The sequence below is a fragment of the Roseivirga sp. genome (assembly GCF_034669765.1).
GTDB lineage: Bacteria > Bacteroidota > Bacteroidia > Cytophagales > Cyclobacteriaceae > Roseivirga.
On record NZ_JAXMOQ010000007.1, the window covers coordinates 84,263 to 103,957 of the forward strand.

At 38.5% G+C, this 19,695-nt stretch carries 16 protein-coding genes; 4 read left to right on the forward strand and 12 right to left on the reverse strand.

All coding sequences use genetic code 11. The annotated features are described in order from the left end of the window. The first annotated feature begins 54 nt into the window (after window positions 1–54). Complete coding sequence (locus tag VOI17_RS14445; RefSeq protein ID WP_323757935.1) at window positions 55–1,554, forward strand: capsule assembly Wzi family protein; 1,500 nt, start codon at window positions 55–57, stop codon at window positions 1,552–1,554. 147 nt (window positions 1,555–1,701) lie between these two features. After that, window positions 1,702–3,027, forward strand: a complete 1,326-nt coding sequence (locus VOI17_RS14450; RefSeq protein WP_323757936.1) for an exopolysaccharide biosynthesis polyprenyl glycosylphosphotransferase — start codon at window positions 1,702–1,704, stop codon at window positions 3,025–3,027. Between the two features lie 24 nt (window positions 3,028–3,051). On the opposite strand, the gene VOI17_RS14455 is transcribed toward VOI17_RS14450, so the two are convergent. From VOI17_RS14455 to galE, 4 genes are all read right to left on the reverse strand, one after another. Next, window positions 3,052–4,449, reverse strand: a complete 1,398-nt coding sequence (locus VOI17_RS14455) for a capsule assembly Wzi family protein (protein ID WP_323757937.1) — start codon at window positions 4,447–4,449, stop codon at window positions 3,052–3,054. 38 nt (window positions 4,450–4,487) lie between these two features. Further along, window positions 4,488–5,471 (reverse strand): UDP-glucuronic acid decarboxylase family protein, encoded by a 984-nt coding sequence (locus VOI17_RS14460; RefSeq protein WP_323757938.1) that lies wholly within the window; start codon window positions 5,469–5,471, stop codon window positions 4,488–4,490. Window positions 5,472–5,473: 2 nt separating this feature from the next. Further along, window positions 5,474–6,787 (reverse strand): UDP-glucose/GDP-mannose dehydrogenase family protein, encoded by a 1,314-nt coding sequence (locus VOI17_RS14465; protein WP_323757939.1) that lies wholly within the window; start codon window positions 6,785–6,787, stop codon window positions 5,474–5,476. Window positions 6,788–6,893: 106 nt separating this feature from the next. Next, the gene (galE, locus tag VOI17_RS14470; protein ID WP_323757940.1) at window positions 6,894–7,913 is read right to left on the reverse strand and encodes a UDP-glucose 4-epimerase GalE; all 1,020 of its coding nucleotides are present in this window, start codon (window positions 7,911–7,913) and stop codon (window positions 6,894–6,896) included. Between the two features lie 73 nt (window positions 7,914–7,986). Between galE and pheS the strand changes: the two genes are divergently transcribed. Both pheS and VOI17_RS14480 read left to right on the forward strand, forming a co-directional pair. Beyond that, window positions 7,987–9,006 (forward strand): phenylalanine--tRNA ligase subunit alpha, encoded by a 1,020-nt coding sequence (pheS, locus tag VOI17_RS14475; RefSeq protein WP_323757941.1) that lies wholly within the window; start codon window positions 7,987–7,989, stop codon window positions 9,004–9,006. After that, entirely contained in the window at window positions 9,003–9,866 is an 864-nt protein-coding gene (locus VOI17_RS14480; protein WP_323757942.1) for a 3-hydroxyacyl-CoA dehydrogenase NAD-binding domain-containing protein, read from the forward strand. The genes pheS and VOI17_RS14480 overlap by 4 nt, the downstream gene beginning before the upstream one ends. On the opposite strand, the gene VOI17_RS14485 is transcribed toward VOI17_RS14480, so the two are convergent. From VOI17_RS14485 to aspS, 8 genes are all read right to left on the reverse strand, one after another. Next, entirely contained in the window at window positions 9,863–10,828 is a 966-nt protein-coding gene (locus tag VOI17_RS14485) for a MoxR family ATPase (RefSeq protein WP_323757943.1), read from the reverse strand. The two genes, VOI17_RS14480 and VOI17_RS14485, sit on opposite strands and share 4 nt — an antisense overlap. Before the next feature lie 5 nt (window positions 10,829–10,833). Continuing rightward, entirely contained in the window at window positions 10,834–12,195 is a 1,362-nt protein-coding gene (locus tag VOI17_RS14490) for a peptidylprolyl isomerase (RefSeq protein ID WP_323757944.1), read from the reverse strand. Continuing rightward, the gene (locus VOI17_RS14495; RefSeq protein WP_323757945.1) at window positions 12,152–13,027 is read right to left on the reverse strand and encodes a peptidyl-prolyl cis-trans isomerase; all 876 of its coding nucleotides are present in this window, start codon (window positions 13,025–13,027) and stop codon (window positions 12,152–12,154) included. Before VOI17_RS14495 ends, VOI17_RS14490 begins: the two co-directional genes overlap by 44 nt. Beyond that, window positions 13,014–14,930, reverse strand: coding sequence for a peptidylprolyl isomerase (locus VOI17_RS14500; RefSeq protein WP_323757946.1), 1,917 nt, complete (start codon window positions 14,928–14,930; stop codon window positions 13,014–13,016). Before VOI17_RS14500 ends, VOI17_RS14495 begins: the two co-directional genes overlap by 14 nt. A 7-nt stretch (window positions 14,931–14,937) precedes the next feature. Continuing rightward, on the reverse strand, window positions 14,938–15,357 hold the full coding sequence (locus tag VOI17_RS14505; RefSeq protein ID WP_323757947.1) for an ATP-binding protein: 420 nt from the start codon (window positions 15,355–15,357) through the stop codon (window positions 14,938–14,940). Beyond that, the gene (locus VOI17_RS14510) at window positions 15,347–15,691 is read right to left on the reverse strand and encodes an STAS domain-containing protein (RefSeq protein WP_323757948.1); all 345 of its coding nucleotides are present in this window, start codon (window positions 15,689–15,691) and stop codon (window positions 15,347–15,349) included. Before VOI17_RS14510 ends, VOI17_RS14505 begins: the two co-directional genes overlap by 11 nt. A gap of 17 nt (window positions 15,692–15,708) precedes the next feature. Next, window positions 15,709–17,781 (reverse strand): GAF domain-containing SpoIIE family protein phosphatase, encoded by a 2,073-nt coding sequence (locus VOI17_RS14515; protein ID WP_323757949.1) that lies wholly within the window; start codon window positions 17,779–17,781, stop codon window positions 15,709–15,711. Window positions 17,782–17,856: 75 nt separating this feature from the next. Continuing rightward, window positions 17,857–19,602, reverse strand: a complete 1,746-nt coding sequence (gene aspS, locus VOI17_RS14520) for an aspartate--tRNA ligase (RefSeq protein WP_323757950.1) — start codon at window positions 19,600–19,602, stop codon at window positions 17,857–17,859. Window positions 19,603–19,695 lie beyond the last annotated feature (93 nt).

Here is a 19,695-nt window from a genome sequence, read left to right on the forward strand (position 1 = left end):
ACTAGAGAAATACATGTGGGATTTGATATATTTGAAGGATTAAAATTAATTGTATTGAGACTCTTTTTATTAGGCATATTCCTGATTCTTTATAAAGTGACGCTGGCTCAGGATGTTTCAGCTAAACTTGACACGCTAGACCTGAAAATTCAATCAGGAACTCTTCTCTCCTCCAAGAGCTTTGCTCCTCATTACCTTGTTAATAACCAGTATGGCGAAGTTGATGGTGATGCGCCTGTCTTTCTGAAAGGGGAGCTACAGTATAAAAGAATAATGAGCGAGTCTTGGACGCTTTCTTCAGGCTTGAGTTTTAGAAACGAAAGATTATCAACCCTTTATTTAGGGGCAAAATTTGAAGACTGGGAATTTAGCGCTGGAAGAGTCAAAAAAACATATGGCGGTTTACACGCTGATCTGTCATCTGGGTCACTGGCATTGAGCGAAAATGCACTACCAATTCCAATGCTTGAAATTAGCTTGAATAAATACAAGTCAGTTCCTTTCACGCATGGTTATTTGAAGTTTAGAGGTTCTTTGAGTCAAAGGTGGATGGAAAAAGATCGGTACATTTCAAAAGCGCTCTTGCATGGTAAGACCTTTTATGGGATGATTGATTTAGACGATTTAATTGGTTTACAAATCTCATCTGGGATTGTTCATTTTGCTCAGTATGGGGGTATTTCACCTCAAGGAGATAAACAGCCGAGTAGTTTAAACGACTATTTCAGGGTGTTTATGGGGAGAGGCATTCATAATCCAGATGGTACAAGCGCTGGCGAGGGAAATGCCATTGGTAATCATCTTGGTTTAACAGAATTCATCTTCAAAAAAAGAGTAGGAGATCATACACTGAGCCTAAATTATCAAAAGCCATTTGAAGATGCCGGTAGTATCCAATTCATAAGCTTTAAGGATTTTTTAATTGGGTTGGAATGGGCTTTGCCAGAGGACCAATCTTTAGTAAATAAGCTCTATATCGAGGTGGTAAGAACAAAATGGCAGAGTGGACGTGGACTTCCAGATCCCACAGATGATATTCAAACGGAAGAAGAAAACAGGAACAATGAATTTGGTGAAAGAGATGATATCTACAATAACTATTTGTATCGTTCGGGTTGGACATACCATGATCAAGTAATTGGAAATCCATTGATTTTAACTTTTAAGCATACACTTAACTTTCTTGAACCGTATCCAGATTACGGTGTGGCTATTGCTAACAATAGATTATCAGCACTACATATAGGGATTGAGGGAAGCTTTACTTCTAAAATTACCTATAAAGGGTTATTGACATACTCAAAAAACTTCGGTACTTATGCGGGGTTGTATGAGGGTAGATTTAATTGGGGAGGGATAGATAGAGACCCTAATTTTGAATATGTTTTTCTACCAGCTAAAAAACAATGGTATACTTCTATTGAAGTTAATTACGAACAAGTGCTTGAAATAAAGCCATTGTCATTGAATATAAGGCTTGCAAACGATTTTGGGCAATTGTATCAGGCTGTTGGCTTTGAACTTTCTGCCCTATATAGATTGTCAAATTATTAATTCAAGGCACAACATGTGAAAGGTTTGGCTTGTTTTAATATCTTTGTGGCAATATTTTTTTTGTGATATAATTGAAATAAAAATAATTCTCAAGTGGTGAGAAAAAGGTTTAACAGATACTTTCCGTATTTATTTGTGTTAGGGGAAATGATTGTTTTAACAATCATTTTCTTTAGTTCAGTGTATGTAGCTGAGGGTCAGTTTGTTGTTAGTAAACCGTACCTCTTATTATTGACAATTTATTTGTCTACTTGGCCGATTATTTCATACCTGAATAAAGATTATAAAATTGGCAGAGCAGTAAGTTACTACACCACATTTAAAAAAGCCTTTTTTAGCGTATTCATTTTCATCTCTGTTATTTCAATTTTTTGGTTGTTTTCTGAATCTGAATCTTTGGAACGTCATTTTTTGACCACTTTAGTTCTGCTTCTCTTCCTTTGGTTAACCATTTATAGGGTTTCGGTTCATCTTGTGCTAGATAAGTACAGGGAATTTGGTGGTAATATCAGGTATGCCATTATACTAGGTTATGATGACCTAGGGACTAAGTTATTTGAGACGCTTAAAAAGAAAAGCCACTATGGAATAAGATGTCTTGGGTTTTATGGAGATCCTAATAGCAAGAATCAGGAGTATTCATATTTGGGAGACTTCAAAGATTTTCTGAAGGCAAATCTTGACAATGTAGATCATATTTATGTGAGTGAGAGAGCTCCCAAATATGTATTAGAAAGGGCAATTGAGATTGGAGAGAGTAGTTTAAAAAGAGTAAAACTCTTACCAGAATTCAAAACCGAAGCGATTAAGAACTTTGTGCTTCGAAGGTATGATGCGGTACCAGTAATTGACGTTAATAACTTACCACTAGATGCCAAGGTAAACACTTTTGTGAAACGTGCTTTCGATGTGGTATTTGCTTTTCTGATTTTTGTGTTTTTTCTAAGTTGGATGTACCCTGTATTTGGCTTGATTATAAAGTTAGAATCCAAAGGGCCAATTCTTTTTAAACAACTCCGGCATGGTAAAGGGAATACGCCATTTTACTGTTATAAATTCAGAACCATGGTGAAAAATAATGAATCTGATTTCGTTTGGGCCAGTAAGAATGATCCAAGGATAACCAGGTTTGGTACTTTTTTACGGAAAACAAGCTTGGACGAGTTTCCGCAATTCTTCAATGTATTGATTGGTAACATGTCAATTGTGGGACCAAGGCCCCATCCACTTTCTCTCAACAAGGCTTATGAAAGTAAAATAGAAAAGTATGCTAAGCGACATGCTTATAAGCCAGGAGTTACGGGCTTGGCGCAAGCCATGGGCTTTAGAGGCGAGATAACCGATTACTATCAAATGAATTCTAGGGTGAGACTGGACAGGTTTTACCTTCAGAATTGGTCTTTCGTATTAGACATTAAAATTATTTTTCTTACAATTTATGCTCTGATGAAGGGGCAAAAGCTGGCTTACTAGTTTTGATGTTGAGAGTTTTTTAGATTATCTTTTTCTCAGCATAATTTCTTTCTGAAACTCTACCCTAAAACCAATATGTGGAGGAGCGTAATTGCTCCAGTTGTATTCTGTACCAATTAATAAGTTATTTTTTTTGATATTAATACTAGTGTTTAGTGCAACGGAGCTAAGCTCTAAAGCGGTGTTTAGCGGTATATGCTTCCTTCCAAAATTTACGAACTGCCTAAATGAAAGAGTATATTTAAAATTTCGAATGTGGCCTTGAGAGTAAAAACTGAGGCCAGTTATTACATTATTTATCGTATTGCTAAGCGTGTTTTCTGGGTTGATAATGAGGAAAATAGGACTCCCAATGAGCTGGCTATTATAGGTCCATCCATTTCGATAAACACTGTTATTTAAAAAATTATCAGGGCCTGCGCCAAGCCCACTAAGTGAGCCTCCTTGATTAGAGGTATTAACTATCTCAACTCCTAGTTTATTTAAAGAACCCAATTCATCTATCTGGTTTATAGAAAACCCATATACCCCAGCATTCCAATTCTTTGGTTTCAACCCAGAACCATCTTCCCATAACCATTGAATATAGCTTTCTATAGTCCAATTTTCACTAATGTTAATTTTTAACAGCAGATCCCATGTGCCAAGGTGGTTGCCAAGGGCATTGATCTTATCTGTGTCAAGAGCATTCCGGCCCCCCTTGCTCGCAAGTAAAATCCGCATGAAATTGGAAAACCCTGTAGGCTGTCTTAGGTTATTCTCACGGTTTTGACCTCCCCACTGCGCATTATGGGTTATTCCAAAATTAAACTGAATGGGCAGGCTTTCTGTATTAAATTTGAAATGAAGATATTTTTCATGAAGAAGAGCACCACTTTGATACCTGTCAGCTTCAAGCCATCCATGGGCAATATATCCTTTTACACTAAGAAAGGAACTGATGAGTGGAAACCAATCACGAGTTTGTAAGGATAACTTGGGGATTGGGCGTGAATTATTTCCATTCACGAGATTTCCAAAACCGAGTGCTGGGTTGTAACCGAAAAACTCTTCTTTTTGGCCGACAGTAAAAATAAAGCTTGAGTAACTTAGCCCAATATAATTTTGAATTAAGTTTCCATATTCTTTGTCAGAGGCAATCCCTGACCACTCAATCCCATAGAAATAGTTGAGGTTATTTGTTCTACCTATGTCTTTATTAAGAAAGAGATTACTATAGACAAAATTTGCCTCCCCATTTTTAAAACGCTGACTATTATTTCCTCGCATCCAGAACGGTACTGAACCATTTGTTGACGAGATTAATCCCTGTTTTACTACAAGGGTATGTGATTTTTGAATTGAGTCATTCGAATATTGGAATCCGTATAAAAATGGCCCATAGAACAGGGCAAATAGGATTAAGATTATTTTTGTGAGCATGTAATTGAGACACTAAATAACAAGCCTTAGTTGTAGGCTTATTTTATATAGTGGTCAAAATTCTTGTGATCTTTATCGAAAAGCTTCTCTTCTGAAAATGACTTGAAATAATCGTATGTTATTCTTAGTCCCTCAGCACGCGATATTTTAGGCTCCCATCCTAGTATGTCTCTGGCTTTGTCAATGTTAGGTTGTCGCTGCATTGGATCATCTTTTGGTAATGGCTTATAAATCACCTTTTGCTGAGTTCCTGTTAATTTGATGATTTCTTCAGCAAATTGAGAAATAGTAATTTCATCAGGGTTGCCAATATTTACGGGGTGTGCGTAGTCTGATAATAAAAGTCTATAAATTCCTTCTACCAAGTCATCAACATAACAGAAAGACCTTGTTTGAGAGCCATCTCCAAAGATTGTCAAATCTTCACCGCGTAAAGCTTGGCCAATAAAGGCTGGTAATACACGGCCATCATTCAGGCGCATACGTGGCCCATAGGTGTTGAATATTCTTACGATTCGAGTTTCTAACTTGTGATAGGTGTGGTATGCCATGGTTATTGCTTCCTGAAACCTTTTAGCTTCATCATAAACACCTCTTGGGCCAACTGGGTTTACGTTACCATAGTATTCTTCAGTTTGGGGGTGAACCATCGGGTCACCATATACTTCTGAAGTTGAAGCAATTAGCATTCTAGCACCCTTATTTAGCGCTAATCCTAAAAGGTTATGAGTGCCCAAAGAGCCAACTTTCAAAGTTTGAATCGGAATCTTTAGGTAGTCAATTGGGCTTGCAGGAGAGGCAAAGTGAAGTATATAGTCGAGTTTACCTGCTACATGAACAAATTTTGAAACATCATGGTGATGAAACTCAAATTGCTCTAGGGGCATAAGGTGCTCAATATTTGATAAGTGACCAGTAATAAGGTTATCCATACCAATTACGTGATATCCTTCTTTTATAAAACGATCACATAAATGAGAACCAAGAAACCCTGCCGCGCCTGTAATTAAAACTCTTTTCATAATTATATACCTATGCCGTAGTAATCGAAACCAAGACTTTTAACCTCTTCCTTGTCGTAAATATTTCTTCCATCAAAAATCACTTTTGATTTCATCAATCTTGCCACAACATCAAAGTTTGGAACTCTGAACTCTGGCCATTCTGTAACCAAAAGCAAGGCGTCTACATCGATAAGTGTGTCATATTCATCCTTTGCGTAGGTGACAGTGTCTTTCAGGTCGTGTTTAGCTTCTGCCATTGCAATTGGGTCATAAACTTTTATTTTGGCTCCCATCTCCAATAATGCATTGATGATTACAATAGAAGGGGCTTCCCTCATATCATCGGTTTTAGGTTTAAAAGAAAGACCCCATACCGCAAATGTTTTACCAGCTAAGTCACTTCCAAAGTGGGACTTAACCTTCGTGACCATTACAGATTTCTGACGTTCATTTACCTCTTCTACGGCCTTTAAAACGGACATGGTATATCCATTATCTTCTGCTGTTTTAATTAAGGCTTTTACATCCTTAGGGAAGCAAGATCCTCCATAACCTACTCCTGGGTAAATAAACTTATTTCCAATCCGATTATCGCTGCCTATACCTTTGCGCACCATGTTTACATCGGCACCCATGATCTCGCAGAGGTTAGCAATGTCGTTCATGAAGCTAATTTTAGTGGCAAGCATCGAGTTTGCGGCATATTTAGTCATTTCAGCAGATGGCACGTCCATGAAAATGGTAGGGTGTCCGTTAAGAAGAAAAGGCTTATAAAGCTTTTTCATCATTTCTTCGGCTTTTTCTGATTCTACACCCACAACGATTCGATCGGGCTTTAAGAAATCTGCAATCGCAGCACCTTCCTTTAAGAACTCGGGGTTGGAAGCAACATCAAATGGAATGTCTACTCCTCTTCTTTTTAAAGCCTCTGCTACTTCTTTTTTTACTTTTTGAGCTGTCCCTACTGGTACGGTACTTTTGGTGACCACTACCATGTAGTTATTCATATTTTCACCAATGGATCTGGCTACGGCCAAAACATATTTTAAGTCCGCACTTCCATCTTCACCTGGAGGAGTTCCTACGGCAATAAAAGCAGTTTCACAACCTTGAATGCTCTCTGCTAAATTTGTAGAGAAATGTAAACGGCCTTTGTCATAGTTCTTTTTCACCATGGTTTCCAAACCAGGCTCATATATGGGCATTACGCCCTCTTTAAGACCGTCAATTTTCTTTTGATCAATATCAATACAAGCTACGTCAATACCTACTTCGGCAAAACATGTTCCTGTTACTAAACCTACATAACCAGTTCCTACTACTGCTATTTTCATTACTTATTTTTTTTTGACAAAGGTTTGATAAATAAGGGTCCTATTAATTGAAATTAGTTGAATGCACCGATTTCTCAGATGGGCGTTAACTTATATTAGATAAGTATCAAATATCTTTAGTTAATGTCTTTTGCCAATTCCAAGAGTCTTTTAGTGAATCCTTCAATGACTTTTCGGTTTGCCAACCTAAAGTCTCAGTCGATTTGGTAACATCAGCATAGATTTTTTCTATATCTCCATTTCTTCTTTCACCCACTTTGTAGTTTAACTTAACTCCAGAGACTTCTTCGAATGTATTCACCATTTCCAAAACGGTATTGCCTCTTCCTGTTCCAATATTGAAGATATCGAAAGACAATTTTGAATGGAGTGTTAAATACGCTAAGCTTTTAACATGGGCTTTGGCCAAATCCACAACATGAATATAATCTCTCACGCAAGAGCCGTCTTCAGTATCATAATTATCCCCAAACACGGTAAGTTGTTCTCTCCAGCCTGCCGCAGTTTGAGTGATAAAAGGGACCAAATTATTTGGGATACCTAAAGGTAATTCTCCAATCTCGGAGGATGGATGTGCTCCCACAGGATTAAAGTAACGCAAGGCAATGGCTCGAAATGACTTATCAGAAATTGATGTGTCTTCAATGATTTCTTCACAGACCTGTTTTGTGTTCCCGTATGGGGATTCTGCTGTTTTCTTAGGACTTTGTTCTGTTACAGGGAGTTGGTCAGGTTGGCCATAAACCGTGCACGATGAAGAGAAAATTAATTTTTCAACTTCTTCTTCCTTCATCAAACGAATAAGGGTCATTAGTGAGCCTACATTGTTTTCGTAATAGTCTAAAGGCTTTGCAACTGATTCTCCAACTGCTTTATATGCAGCGAAGTGTATTACGCCTGAAATCTCATGTGCTTTAAAAACTTGTCTAAAAGCTTCTTTGTTATTGCAGTCAATTTGATAAAAAGTAAAGTCTTTACCCGTAATGTTCTTTAGTCCATTTAAAACTGACTTTCTAGAATTAGATAAATTATCGACTATAATAGGGTTATAACCCGCATTATGGAGCTCAACCACTGTATGTGAACCTATATAACCAGCACCACCTGTAACAAGGATATTCTGCATAAATACAAATTTAGAAGCTTAGAGGGATTAATTAATATCAAACCCTATTTTTGTATCGAAATACTAATGCAATATGTCGAATTCGATCGAAGAAATTAAGAAAGAAGTAGAAGCCTTTGTGGTAAGTTCTGATACTGAGCTTGAAGCTTTTAGGATGAGGTTCATAAGCCGTAAAAGTGTTATTGGAGAACTCTTTGGTAATATGAAGACTGTGCCTGCTGAAGAAAGGAAAGCTTATGGTCAGGATGTTAATGCATTAAAGAACTTGGCTGAAGATCGTTTTCAATTCCATATTGATAACCTAAAGTCAGGGTCAAAGAAGACTGAAGATCACGCAGATCTTACTTTGCCGCCTATTGAAAGTCAATTTGGAACAATTCATCCTTTAACGGCTACGCGCCAAAGGTTCATTGAAATATTTGAGAGAATTGGGTTTAATGTTTCTTCGGGACCAGAAATTGAAGATGATTGGCATAATTTCACTGCGTTAAACTTCCCTGAAAATCACCCAGCGAGAGAAATGCAGGATACTTTCTTTTTAGAGAAGAACCCTGACATTGCCTTGAGAACTCATACTTCATCCGTTCAGATCAGGGTGATGGAAAATGAAAAACCTCCAATCAGAACACTTTCTCCAGGAAGGGTTTTTAGAAACGAGGCAATTTCAGCTAGAGCGCATTGTGTATTCCATCAAATGGAAGGCTTATACATTGACAAAGGTGTTTCGTTTGCCGATTTAAAGCAAACGCTTTATCATTTCGCTAAGGAGATGTATACTAAGGAGACTCAGGTGCGCTTCAGGCCATCATACTTCCCTTTCACAGAGCCTAGTGCCGAAATTGACATCTCTTGTCAGATATGCCATGGCGAGGGTTGTAACATTTGCAAATACAGTGGTTGGGTAGAAATTGGTGGCGCTGGAATGGTAGATCCAAACGTATTAGAAAGCTGCGGAATAGATCCTTCTGTATATTCAGGATTTGCCTTTGGAATGGGTATCGAACGTATTACCATGCTTCGGTATGGTATTAAGGATTTACGCTTGTTTACAGAAAATGACATTCGCTTTTTAAAGCAATTCAATTCGCTATGATGAAATTACAAGACATTAAGAAAGTTGGAGTAGTAGGTGCTGGAACTATGGGGCAAGGAATTGCTCAGATTTCTGCTTTAGCGGATTATAGCGTTGTATTGTACGACCTTCAAACTGCAGCTCTGGATAAGGCCAAACTGAATATTGAAAAGAACCTCGAGAAGGGGATTGAGCGTGGTAAGGTTACCCTTCAAGAAAAGGATCAAGCACTTTCCAATATCACTTTTAGCACCGATTTTGAACAGCTTAAGGCAGACATCATTATTGAGGCAATAGTAGAAAGGCTTGATGTAAAAAAAGAGCTATTTGAGAAATTGGAAAACCTGAATTCTGAGAAGACCATTTTGGCTTCAAATACTTCATCAATTCCAATTACAAGAATTGCCAGAGATTTGAAGCATCCAGAACGCTTTGTAGGAATGCACTTTTTCAACCCTGCCCATATCATGAAATTGGTAGAAGTGATTTCTGGTGTTGCTACTTCAGATGAAACTTCTAAAGTTGTTTTTGACTTGGCGAAAGCATTAGGAAAAGTGCCAGTTATGGCAAAAGATGCTCCTGGCTTTATTGTTAACAGAGTGGCGCGTAATTTCTATGTTGAAGGATTAAAAGTGCTAGAAGAAGGCGTTTCCGATGTCAAAGGAATCGATCGACTTGTAGAAGCTTCTGGTTTTAAAATGGGGCCATTTAGGTTGATGGATTTAATTGGTGTCGACACTAATTTCTCAGTCACCACATCAATGTTCAACGCATTTCATCAAGACTCGAAATTCAGACCTTCACGCATTCAAGAGCAAAAGGTAGATGCGGGTCATAATGGTCGTAAATCTGGAAAAGGCTTTTACGATTACTCGGCTTAGAGCAATTCTTCAATCAATTTGTCGATGGTAATACCTTCGGCTTCTGCCTTAAAGTTTCTCACGATTCTATGACGTAGAATTGGTTTCGAAACCGCTTTTACATCTTCAATATCAGGTGAATATTTGTTATTGAGTAGGGCATTGCATTTGGCAGCAATAATCAAATTCTGGGAGGCTCTTGGGCCCGCTCCCCATTCCACATACTCTTTTGTAATGGCAGGAGCTCTTTCTGATTCAACCCTAGTTTTGTGCACGAGATTAACTGCGTATTCAATTACATTATCTGCAACAGGTACTCTACGTACCAAGTGTTGGTAAGCCAGTACTTCTTCTGCACCGAGTATTTTATTGACTACTTTTTGCTCATCAGTAGTTGTACCTTTTACAATGTCTACTTCTGAAGCAAATGATGGGTATGACAATTGAATATTGAACAAGAAACGATCTAGCTGAGCTTCTGGCAGAGGATAGGTTCCTTCCTGTTCAATTGGGTTTTGCGTAGCCAATACAAAGAATGGTTTCTGTAACGGGATTGTCTGTCCAGCAACTGTTACAGCATACTCTTGCATGGCCTCTAACAAAGCAGCCTGTGTTTTAGGTGGTGTTCTGTTAATCTCATCTGCCAAAATGATATTGGCAAAGATTGGGCCTTGAATAAATTTGAAATTTCTGTCCTTATCTAACGTTTCAGCCCCTAGAATGTCTGAAGGCATTAAATCTGGAGTAAACTGAATCCTATTGAATTTCAGATCCAGGGCCGAAGAAATTGTGCTAATCAATAAAGTTTTGGCCAAGCCGGGTACTCCGACCAAGAGGCTGTGACCCTGACAAAAAATTGAAGTCAAAAGTAGATTAACCACTTCATCTTGACCAATTATTATTTTTGAGATTTCCTTTTTAAGAATATTGAAATCCTCAAAAAACTTATTTGCAAGGGCTACTTCCGACTTTATTTCTTCCATTCTTATTAATTATTCGTTATTCCACAACGATTGAATTCTGGGTCAACCATCACATAAACTTCTTTCATTTTTTCTTTAATATACTCAGTTCTTTTTTGAGCTTTTTTCATTCCTAAAGTGGCTGCTTTTAATTTTTCATAATCATCCGTCATATTGGCCCTATGAGGCCCTACTTTGGACTTGAAATATATGATTTGAACCGCCTTTGAACCATCCGGCATGTCAATGATTTCAGGCTTGGAGATATCTCCTTCTTTCATTTCATCAATGATAAAAAACATGGTCGGATCTAGCGCGTCTGATGGGATTCTGTTTGTTCCAAACTGACCGCTCAAAAAGCCACCATTTACCTTTGTACCCTCATCATCGGAATATTGTTTCGCAGTAGCGGCAAAAGTTATACTGTCGGATAAAATAAGGGTTCTAAGGCTGTCCAAAAGATTGGAAGTTTTTTGAACGTCTTGCTCTGTTGGCTTAGGGGTAATAAGGATGTGGCGTGAATTGAATTCGTTTCCTCGTTTTTCTATCAACTGAATGAGGTGTATTCCGAATGACGAAACTATTGGCATTGAGATTTCTCCAGGTTTTAATGCTAAGGCACCAGCCTCATAAGCAGGGTCAAATTGCCCTCTTTTTGCCATGCCTAAATTGCCTCCGTTTGGGCCAGTTGGGCCTTGAGAATTTTCAATGGCCAATACCTCGAAATTCTCGCCTTTCATGGCCCTTTCTCTAATTTTCATCAACTGATCTTTTGCCTTCTGTACTTCAGCTTCGTTTGGCTCAGGCTTTTTAATGATGATCCCTATTTCAAATTCAGTATTGAAAAGCGGTAAGCTGTCTTTAGGAATATTATTGAAAAACTTACGGATTTCAGCGGGAGTTACGGTTACCGTATTCAAGATGTTTTCTTCTTGTGCCCCTATTTTCAACTGCTCTTCAATATTCGGTCTTAACTCTTCCATCAATTGATCGACAGATTTTCCATAGGCCTCTTGAATAGCACGTTCTGACCCCACTTGTGCAATAATATTCTGCATTCTCATTTGGAGTTCATAATCCACTCTTCCTGCATCGACATCCACCGAATCTAATTCAGACATGGCCAACATAAGTTTGGTTTCGATGATCTGTTCTAAAATATAGCATCGGGCATCACCTGTAAAATTTGCCGCTTCACCGCTGGATAAAAAGCCAGCATAGGCTTGTTCAATTTCACTTTTGAGAATAATGTGATTGTCCACTTTGGCCACAATTTTATCTACCACTTCTTGCCCAAAAGCTAAGTTGAGTGAAAGCACCGTAAACAGTATTGCCGTCAATCCCTTATTTATAAATCTCGTAGTCCTCATTTCTTTTTGCTCTTTCATAAACTTTATTCTCCAGACTCTTGGCAATCTCTACCTTACGCTTGTTAATTATAATGTTTTTAATGTCTTCCTTAACATACTCCAATGGAGAAACCTGCTCAGACAGCTTAAATTCATGAATTCTGAAAAGGTAAAGATAGAGAGAATCTGATTCTTCAACATATCGGTTTCTACTTAGAAACTGAATCTTATTTTCAATAGTAGAAAAAGGTGAATTTTTGATGAGATCATCAAAATTAATCCAAGTAGAATCTTGCAGAGAGAAGTCGCTTGCAAATTGAAATCCATAAGACTTGAGTGATTCTAAGTCATCTGGTCGATCAGACTTCATCCACCTTCTTACGTCTGCCTTTTTTTGTGCGGCTTGCAAAATTTTCAAATATCGGCCTCTTAAAATATTCTGTCTAAGTTGAAAATTTTCAATATTGTCACTGTAATACTGCCTTATTTCTTCTTCGCTTACTTCTCGACTGAGCTGTTGTTCCACCATTAATTTCTGGTATTCATAAGAAATAAGTGTGTAGCGATAGGCCTCAACTTTTCTTTGAATCTCTGTTTGATCAATGTTGCTATTGCTTGAAGCTTCTCGAACAAACAGTTCTTTCTTAATCCAAGTATCAATAAAACGTTCTGTGATTCTAGCACTGTCTTCTGAAGACATACTTGCATCGGTTAAATCACTAATGTCGGTTTTGTATAAAAAGGTATTACCCACCCTAGCCACAAGGTTTTCGGTATTATCTACATTGTTATCAGATTCCATACCAAGAAACTCGCAAGAGCTAGCCGCAAGTAAAGTGATGAGCAATATGTAGTATTTACCTTTTTTCATCAGAAGCGATTTGCCTCAATATTTTAGTGTCAATGTCAATTTTATTGGCCTTTCTTAAAGATTTCACCCAATCCTTTTCCAACCAATCCTGATAGTCTGCCATAACAAGGCCCTTTATTTCCTCTAAACGGTATAGCCCTTCAGGAATTATTTCTTCAATGGCGTAAATTCGATTTTCAGCTGGCTGACTAAAAAGAATCTGTTCTTTCCAGTTGTGCGCGAAATTAGGTAAATCATCTCGTTGATATGTTCTTTTAGCAATTTTTAACGCACTAAATACTTGAGGATCAAGCTGAGCCTTTAACGTTTTTTCAAGGGACATATTCTGGTTCCATGTAAAATTACTAGACACCTTTTCAAGGCTTTCAGAATCTACAGACTCAATTACCCAAACAGAAGCTCTTTCAGGAGCGACATAGTTCTTTTTGTTTGATTTGAAAAAAGAGTTAAGGCCAATGCTGTCTTCTGCAGCTTTGTTCCAGACCTCTTTTTCCATAATTTCGAAAAGCATTAATCCTTCCTTGTACTCATCAAGTAAAAAGCCGTATTCTGGATATTTTTGTGCTGCTAAACTGTCTTCATACTGTATGATTTCCTCTCGCTCAAAGAGTATATAGCGGTTCCATAATGAGGTTAAGGTAATTTGATTTGCATTGCCCAATGAATTGAAAAAATCGGAAAATGGGACTTCTTTTTCACCTATTTTGAAAATTGTTTGGGTAGACAAACTGGCTAAATCTATGTTAGGTAAACCTACAGCTGCAATTTGAGCAATGGTATTTTGAAGTCTGGGTAAGTCTTGTTCAAACCCATTTTCATGTTTTAGTTTATTGACCAATACCTCTGGCGATAATTGATTTCTTCCTGATCGTCTGATATTCTCAGAAATCTTTGACCTCAACTCTTCCAAAGAAGGCATTTGTTCTATGGCATCAAGGCGGATAATGTGCCAGCCGTATGAGGCCTCTAAAGGAGTGGCAATGTCGCCTGGAGTTTCTATACTATAGGCCACATTCAAGAATTCTTCAGGCAATTGCCCTGTTCCTGCAAAAGGAAGAGACCCTCCATTCAGTTGTGTCTGACTATCTTCAGTATATTGTTTGCAGAGCGCCTTCCAGTCTCCACCATTTTGAATAGAATCGTAAATTGTTTTGATCAACTGGTTTCCACTTTCCCTTGAACGATCGTTTTTAGTCAGAAAAATGTGTGATGTTTTTATTCTGCCTTTGGCTTGCCTCTTGTCATTGACTTTAATAATATGATAGCCGAATTGCGAACGAATAATTTTTGAAATGCCATCCACAGGAGTTTCGTAAGCGCCATTTTCAAAGGGATAAACCATGGACATGGCAGTAAACCAGCCTAAGCTTCCACCATCTTTGGCGGATCCGTCTTGTGAGTTATTTTTAGCCAAAAGCCAAAAATCAGCTCCATTTACAGCTAAGCTTCTAAGACTATCAGTTTTTTCATAAGCCGCGAGCGTATCCATTGGGTTGGATTCATTGGCTATTCGAATTAGAATATGTGAAGCATTCACTTCATACTTCAGTCGGTTGTAAACCTCTAAAATAAGGCTCTCCTCTGATACTGGGTTCTGCAAATAAGGCTTTTGAATTTGGGCAATATACCCATTGTACTCCTCTTGAAAAGCTTCTGAAACATCAATCCCAGCTTTTTTGGCAGCTAATACTTTGAGCTTGAAATCAATGTATTGGTTCAAATACTTTTCGAGTGAATCGTAAATGATAGGTGTATCTGCCTTTTGATTTTTATGAAAAGCATAGAGGAATTCAGCTTTTGAAATAGGGGTTCCATTGATCTGAGCGACATTGGTATTGCTTTGAAAAGCTGATACTGGAGCAAAGGAATAGAAACAGAAAATCAATAAAACAAGGAAACGCATGATAGGGCTACTTTTCGAAAGTCACTTTTTTGAACAAACGTAGGGTATTTTGATTCGGGCTTGAATCAAATTCTATTTTGTCCATGATTTTCTTTACCAACATAATGCCCACGCCTCCTTTCTGTTTGGTTCGAATTAAATCTCCTAAAATAGGCTCGTTGTACTTTATAATATCGAAAGCAGCCCCTTTGTCAATAATATCAAACCAAACGCCTTCTTTATTAAAGCTGATTGAAATTTTTACATAATCTTCAAGGTCAGAACATTGACCATGGATAATAATGTTTGCACATACCTCATCCACCGCCAATACCATCATATTGGTTTCAATATCAGGCACAGAGTGTTCATGTAACACTTCGGTTACAAACTTTCTCATTAACCTGAGTTTGTTTTTGCTGTACGGTATGTTAAAACTATAAGCCATTTAATTCTACTAAAGCTTCTTCTTTTGTATTTTTAAGTATAAGCAACTGGTCTAGACCGAGAATGCCAAAAACTTTCAGCACTTTTTCGGATAGGCCGTAAATAACAAAGGTGGTATTGGTTTGATTTATCTCTTCGATGTAGGACATGAATACGCCCAATCCAGCAGAAGAAATATAATTAAGGTTAGTGCAATCTATTATGATGTTACTGTGACTTTCGTCAAAAGCCGAGCGAAGCCCCTTGTCCAACTTGATAGAAGAACTGGCATCTGCATCTCCTGTTACGGCAATGGAGATGTAATTGTTTTCGTTGGTCTGTACAATTTCTAACATAAGCTTTTATACGTTCTTTATTTGAACTTGATCACCACCATCGTGTAGTCATCATTTAAATTTTTATCCTCACAAAACTCAAAGAGCTTTTTAATAAATGTTTTTTGAATTGAAACTGCATCGAACTTTGCGTTGTCGGTCAATATCTTTTTCATTCTGTCATAACCAAATTCCTCGCCACTATTGTTAGAAGCCTCTGAAATGCCATCGGTATACAGTACTATGACGTCATCTTTTTGGAAAGTCATTTTATTGACGAACACATAGTTTTTGAAGCTGTCATTCCGTAGGATCCCAAGTCCAAGTCCTTTGTTTTCAAGGAATTCGGCACTGGAGTTTTGGCTGGAATAAAATAATGTTGGGCAGTGGCCAGCTCTGGAATACTCAACCGATTTATGCTCGGTATCGATGACAAAATACGAAAGCGTGATAAAAGAGGTTTTCTCTAGACAGCCACTCAAAGCCTTATTGGCTTTGACCAAAAATTCGTCAGGTGCGAGGTCCAGTTGAACTAGGCTTTGAAAAATACCCTTCATTTGCGACATGTGGAAAGCTGCCGAAGTTCCTTTTCCAGAAACATCTCCAATGACAACTGCAAACTTATGCTCGCTCAGTCTGAAGGTATCATAATAATCACCCCCAACTTCATCTGGCGCTTGGGTAAAGGCATGAATCTGAAAAGAATCATTATGATCGAGGTTTACAGGTAAAAGTGCCCGCTGTACCTTTTTAGCAATGTTAAGTTCTTTTTTATAGCGTTCGTTTTCTAATGCTTCACCCAAAAGGCGGAAGTTTTCAATGGAGATACTGGCTTGGCTGGCAAAGGTATTGATGATGTTAATCATCTCTTTATTGAAGCCATCGCTCAACTCATTGAGTAAGTACATGTGCCCCGCTATTTTCTCTTGAATGATTAGGGGAACAATTAGTACTGATCTAAAATTTGACTTCTTAAATAAGATAAGCGTTTGGTCTTGTTCTGAGGCTTTTGAAAGCGGGTTTTTCAGCACATATTTTTGCTTGCTCACTTTTATTTGCTCTATTACCTCTAGTCGGTTTGTGGGGCTAAGGTTTTTTCTTCTGATTTCAGACTCTTCTGTACCTTGTTTGTTACGCTCAATTTCTAGCCAACCAGCATCAGCATATACAGCACTCATGGAGCTGGTTAGCAAAATATCAAAAATCTGGTTTTCGTTTTCACCTTGTTGAATGGATTGACTTAAGCGCTGGAAGTTGATTGCCTCTTCCATTTTCTTCTCAAAAACAGAAGACGTAGGAAGGTTAAAGAGGATCACCAAAAGTGAAAAAATGCTGTAGAAAAGCAAGAAGACAAACAGCGAAACAATAAAGAGGTTGTCTATCGACTTTAAGATATCCATCGTCTCTTCCCCTGGAACATATATTGAGGTAAAGAAATAACCCAAGTAAATGGTGATAAGTAGAATGAGCAAAATGCTTTTCCACTTCTGCTTAAAATTGAGAAAAGCCACCCACTTTAAATTGGCCGATAGTATTAATGCCATTAGGGTAATTACACCGAAAAGGATTTTAAATAGATCATTGGTTTGTAGGTCTCCACCTATAAGGTTGAAAAATATGGAAAGCAGTATTACGCCTTCAAATACATTCCACCAGATGACTAGTCTTTTTGACTTTTGGTACAGAATAAGCTTTTTCCAAACCGTAAAAGTAGAAACGAGGAATACGGAAATTAATCCGAAGCGGATACTATACAACACCTCCTCTAAAAATGGATTATTGGCCAATGCCGAATCAGCAATGGAGTTGTTGAACAGGCCAAGGGCAAGTGAGACTAATGTAGCAATAAGGCCAATGGCAAATACTCGCCAGAGATAATCGATGAAATCTGTACTTTCTACTTTTGTAATTCTAAGGCGGTAAAACAATACCACAAAGACAAAAAAGAAGTCGATTATAAGTACCGGAACGATTGGAGAAATGCCTAAATCTACATCACTTCTTACCGCTAAAACCTGCAAAACATCCAATAGCGTCATGATTAGCCAGAGTAGCGTGGATATCGCTAGGCTAATACGCATGTAGAATTTTTTTGTAAGCTTGGTTTTCATCAGTTTTTAGACGCGCCCGAATTTACGAATTTAACACTACGGCCAAATCTTAAAACTAAGTTTTAAGTAAACGGCTTATCTCAAATTTATCCCTAACTCTTTGAGTTGTGTTTCATCAATGGTAGATGGCGAGTCAATCATTACATCGCGGCCCGAAGTATTTTTAGGGAAAGCGATGTAATCTCTGATACTGTCAGAGCCACCAAACATGGCGCAAAGTCTATCGAAACCGAAGGCAATTCCACCGTGTGGAGGTGCACCATATTCGAAAGCGTCCATTAAAAAGCCGAATTGGGCTTTAGCCTCGTCTTCAGTAAAGCCTAAGTGTTTGAACATCAGCTGCTGTGTAGCACGGTCGTGAATTCTGATAGAACCGCCACCAATTTCAACACCGTTGATGACCAAATCGTAAGCGTTGGCTCTCACTTTTCCTGGGTCGGTATCGAGCAAGGCCATGTCTTCCGCCTTTGGCGAAGTGAATGGATGGTGCATGGCATGGAAACGCTTCGTTTCTTCATCCCATTCCAATAGCGGGAAGTCGATTACCCAAAGTGGTTGGAAAGTATTTTTATCGCGTAAACCCAATTCTTTACCCATGTGCAAACGTAATTCGCTCATTTGCTTGCGGGTTTCGTTGGTGGTTCCGCTAAGTACCAAAATTAAGTCACCCGCTTGGGCGCCTGCTTTATCTGCCCAAGCTTTTAAGTCTTCTTGAGCATAGAATTTATCTACTGAAGATTTGAAAGTGCCATCGACATTGCATTTTACATACACCAAACCTTTGGCACCAATTTGTGGTCTTTTCACATAATCGGTAAGGGCATCTAACTGCTTACGGGTGTATTCAGCACAACCTTCGGCACAAATTCCAAGTACCAATTCTGCCTGATCGAAAATGCTAAAACCTTTGTTTTGTGCCAGCTCATTCAGTTCAACAAACTCCATCCCAAAACGGATGTCGGGTTTGTCGTTTCCGTATTTGCGCATGGCATCGGCATAAGTCATGTGCGGGAAATCGCCCAATTCTACACCTCTTACGGCAGAGAACATGTGGCGGGTCATGCCTTCGAAGGTATTCAGAATGTCTTCTTGATTTACGAAAGACATTTCGCAGTCAATTTGAGTAAACTCAGGCTGGCGATCGGCCCTAAGGTCTTCATCTCTAAAGCATTTTACGATTTGGAAATACCTGTCGAAACCAGAAACCATTAGCAGCTGCTTAAAGGTTTGTGGTGATTGCGGCAACGCATAGAATTCACCTTGGTTCATTCTAGAAGGCACAACAAAGTCACGCGCTCCTTCAGGCGTAGACTTGATCAAAACAGGCGTTTCAACCTCAATAAAGTCTTGTTCGGTTAAGTAATTACGAACCGCCATGGCCAATTTAGAGCGCAGTTGCAGCTTACTGCGCACCGCATTTCTACGTAAATCCAAGTAGCGGTATTTCATTCTGAGTTCTTCACCACCATCGGTGTCGTCTTCAATAATGAATGGAGGTACTTTTGAGCCATTTAAAATCTCTAAGCTTTCTACTTTAATCTCGATGCCTCCTGTAGGAATATTGTCGTTTTTAGAATAGCGTTCTACTACGGTCCCAGTGGCTTTCACAACAAATTCACGCCCAAGTTTTCTGGCAGTTTCCAACACTTCAGCAGGGGTACTTCCTTCTTCAAAAGAAAGCTGAGTAATGCCGTAACGGTCCCTTAAGTCGGTCCACATAAGGCCGCCTTTATCGCGCGACCGCTGTACCCAACCACAAAGTGTAACTTGCTCGTTGCTATTGCTTTCTCTTAATTCGCCACAGGTATGCGTTCTTAACATGGTATGCTTTCGTAAAATTGAGCCGCAAATTTAGTAATTGTTTTAGCAAATGGGGCTAATATTAGGCTTCAATCGAAAGAGACTTTTAATCTT

Coding starts and splice junctions, on each gene's coding strand:
- VOI17_RS14450 (WP_323757936.1), top strand. CDS start 1,702: ATGATTGTTTTAACAATCATTTTCTTTAGTTCAGTGTATGTAGCTGAG.
- VOI17_RS14455 (WP_323757937.1), bottom strand. CDS start 4,449: ATGCTCACAAAAATAATCTTAATCCTATTTGCCCTGTTCTATGGGCCA.
- VOI17_RS14460 (WP_323757938.1), bottom strand. CDS start 5,471: ATGAAAAGAGTTTTAATTACAGGCGCGGCAGGGTTTCTTGGTTCTCAT.
- VOI17_RS14465 (WP_323757939.1), bottom strand. CDS start 6,787: ATGAAAATAGCAGTAGTAGGAACTGGTTATGTAGGTTTAGTAACAGGA.
- galE (WP_323757940.1), bottom strand. CDS start 7,913: ATGCAGAATATCCTTGTTACAGGTGGTGCTGGTTATATAGGTTCACAT.
- pheS (WP_323757941.1), top strand. CDS start 7,987: ATGTCGAATTCGATCGAAGAAATTAAGAAAGAAGTAGAAGCCTTTGTG.
- VOI17_RS14480 (WP_323757942.1), top strand. CDS start 9,003: ATGATGAAATTACAAGACATTAAGAAAGTTGGAGTAGTAGGTGCTGGA.
- VOI17_RS14485 (WP_323757943.1), bottom strand. CDS start 10,828: ATGGAAGAAATAAAGTCGGAAGTAGCCCTTGCAAATAAGTTTTTTGAG.
- VOI17_RS14490 (WP_323757944.1), bottom strand. CDS start 12,195: ATGAAAGAGCAAAAAGAAATGAGGACTACGAGATTTATAAATAAGGGA.
- VOI17_RS14495 (WP_323757945.1), bottom strand. CDS start 13,027: ATGAAAAAAGGTAAATACTACATATTGCTCATCACTTTACTTGCGGCT.
- VOI17_RS14500 (WP_323757946.1), bottom strand. CDS start 14,930: ATGCGTTTCCTTGTTTTATTGATTTTCTGTTTCTATTCCTTTGCTCCA.
- VOI17_RS14505 (WP_323757947.1), bottom strand. CDS start 15,357: ATGGCTTATAGTTTTAACATACCGTACAGCAAAAACAAACTCAGGTTA.
- VOI17_RS14510 (WP_323757948.1), bottom strand. CDS start 15,691: ATGTTAGAAATTGTACAGACCAACGAAAACAATTACATCTCCATTGCC.
- VOI17_RS14515 (WP_323757949.1), bottom strand. CDS start 17,781: ATGAAAACCAAGCTTACAAAAAAATTCTACATGCGTATTAGCCTAGCG.
- aspS (WP_323757950.1), bottom strand. CDS start 19,602: ATGTTAAGAACGCATACCTGTGGCGAATTAAGAGAAAGCAATAGCAAC.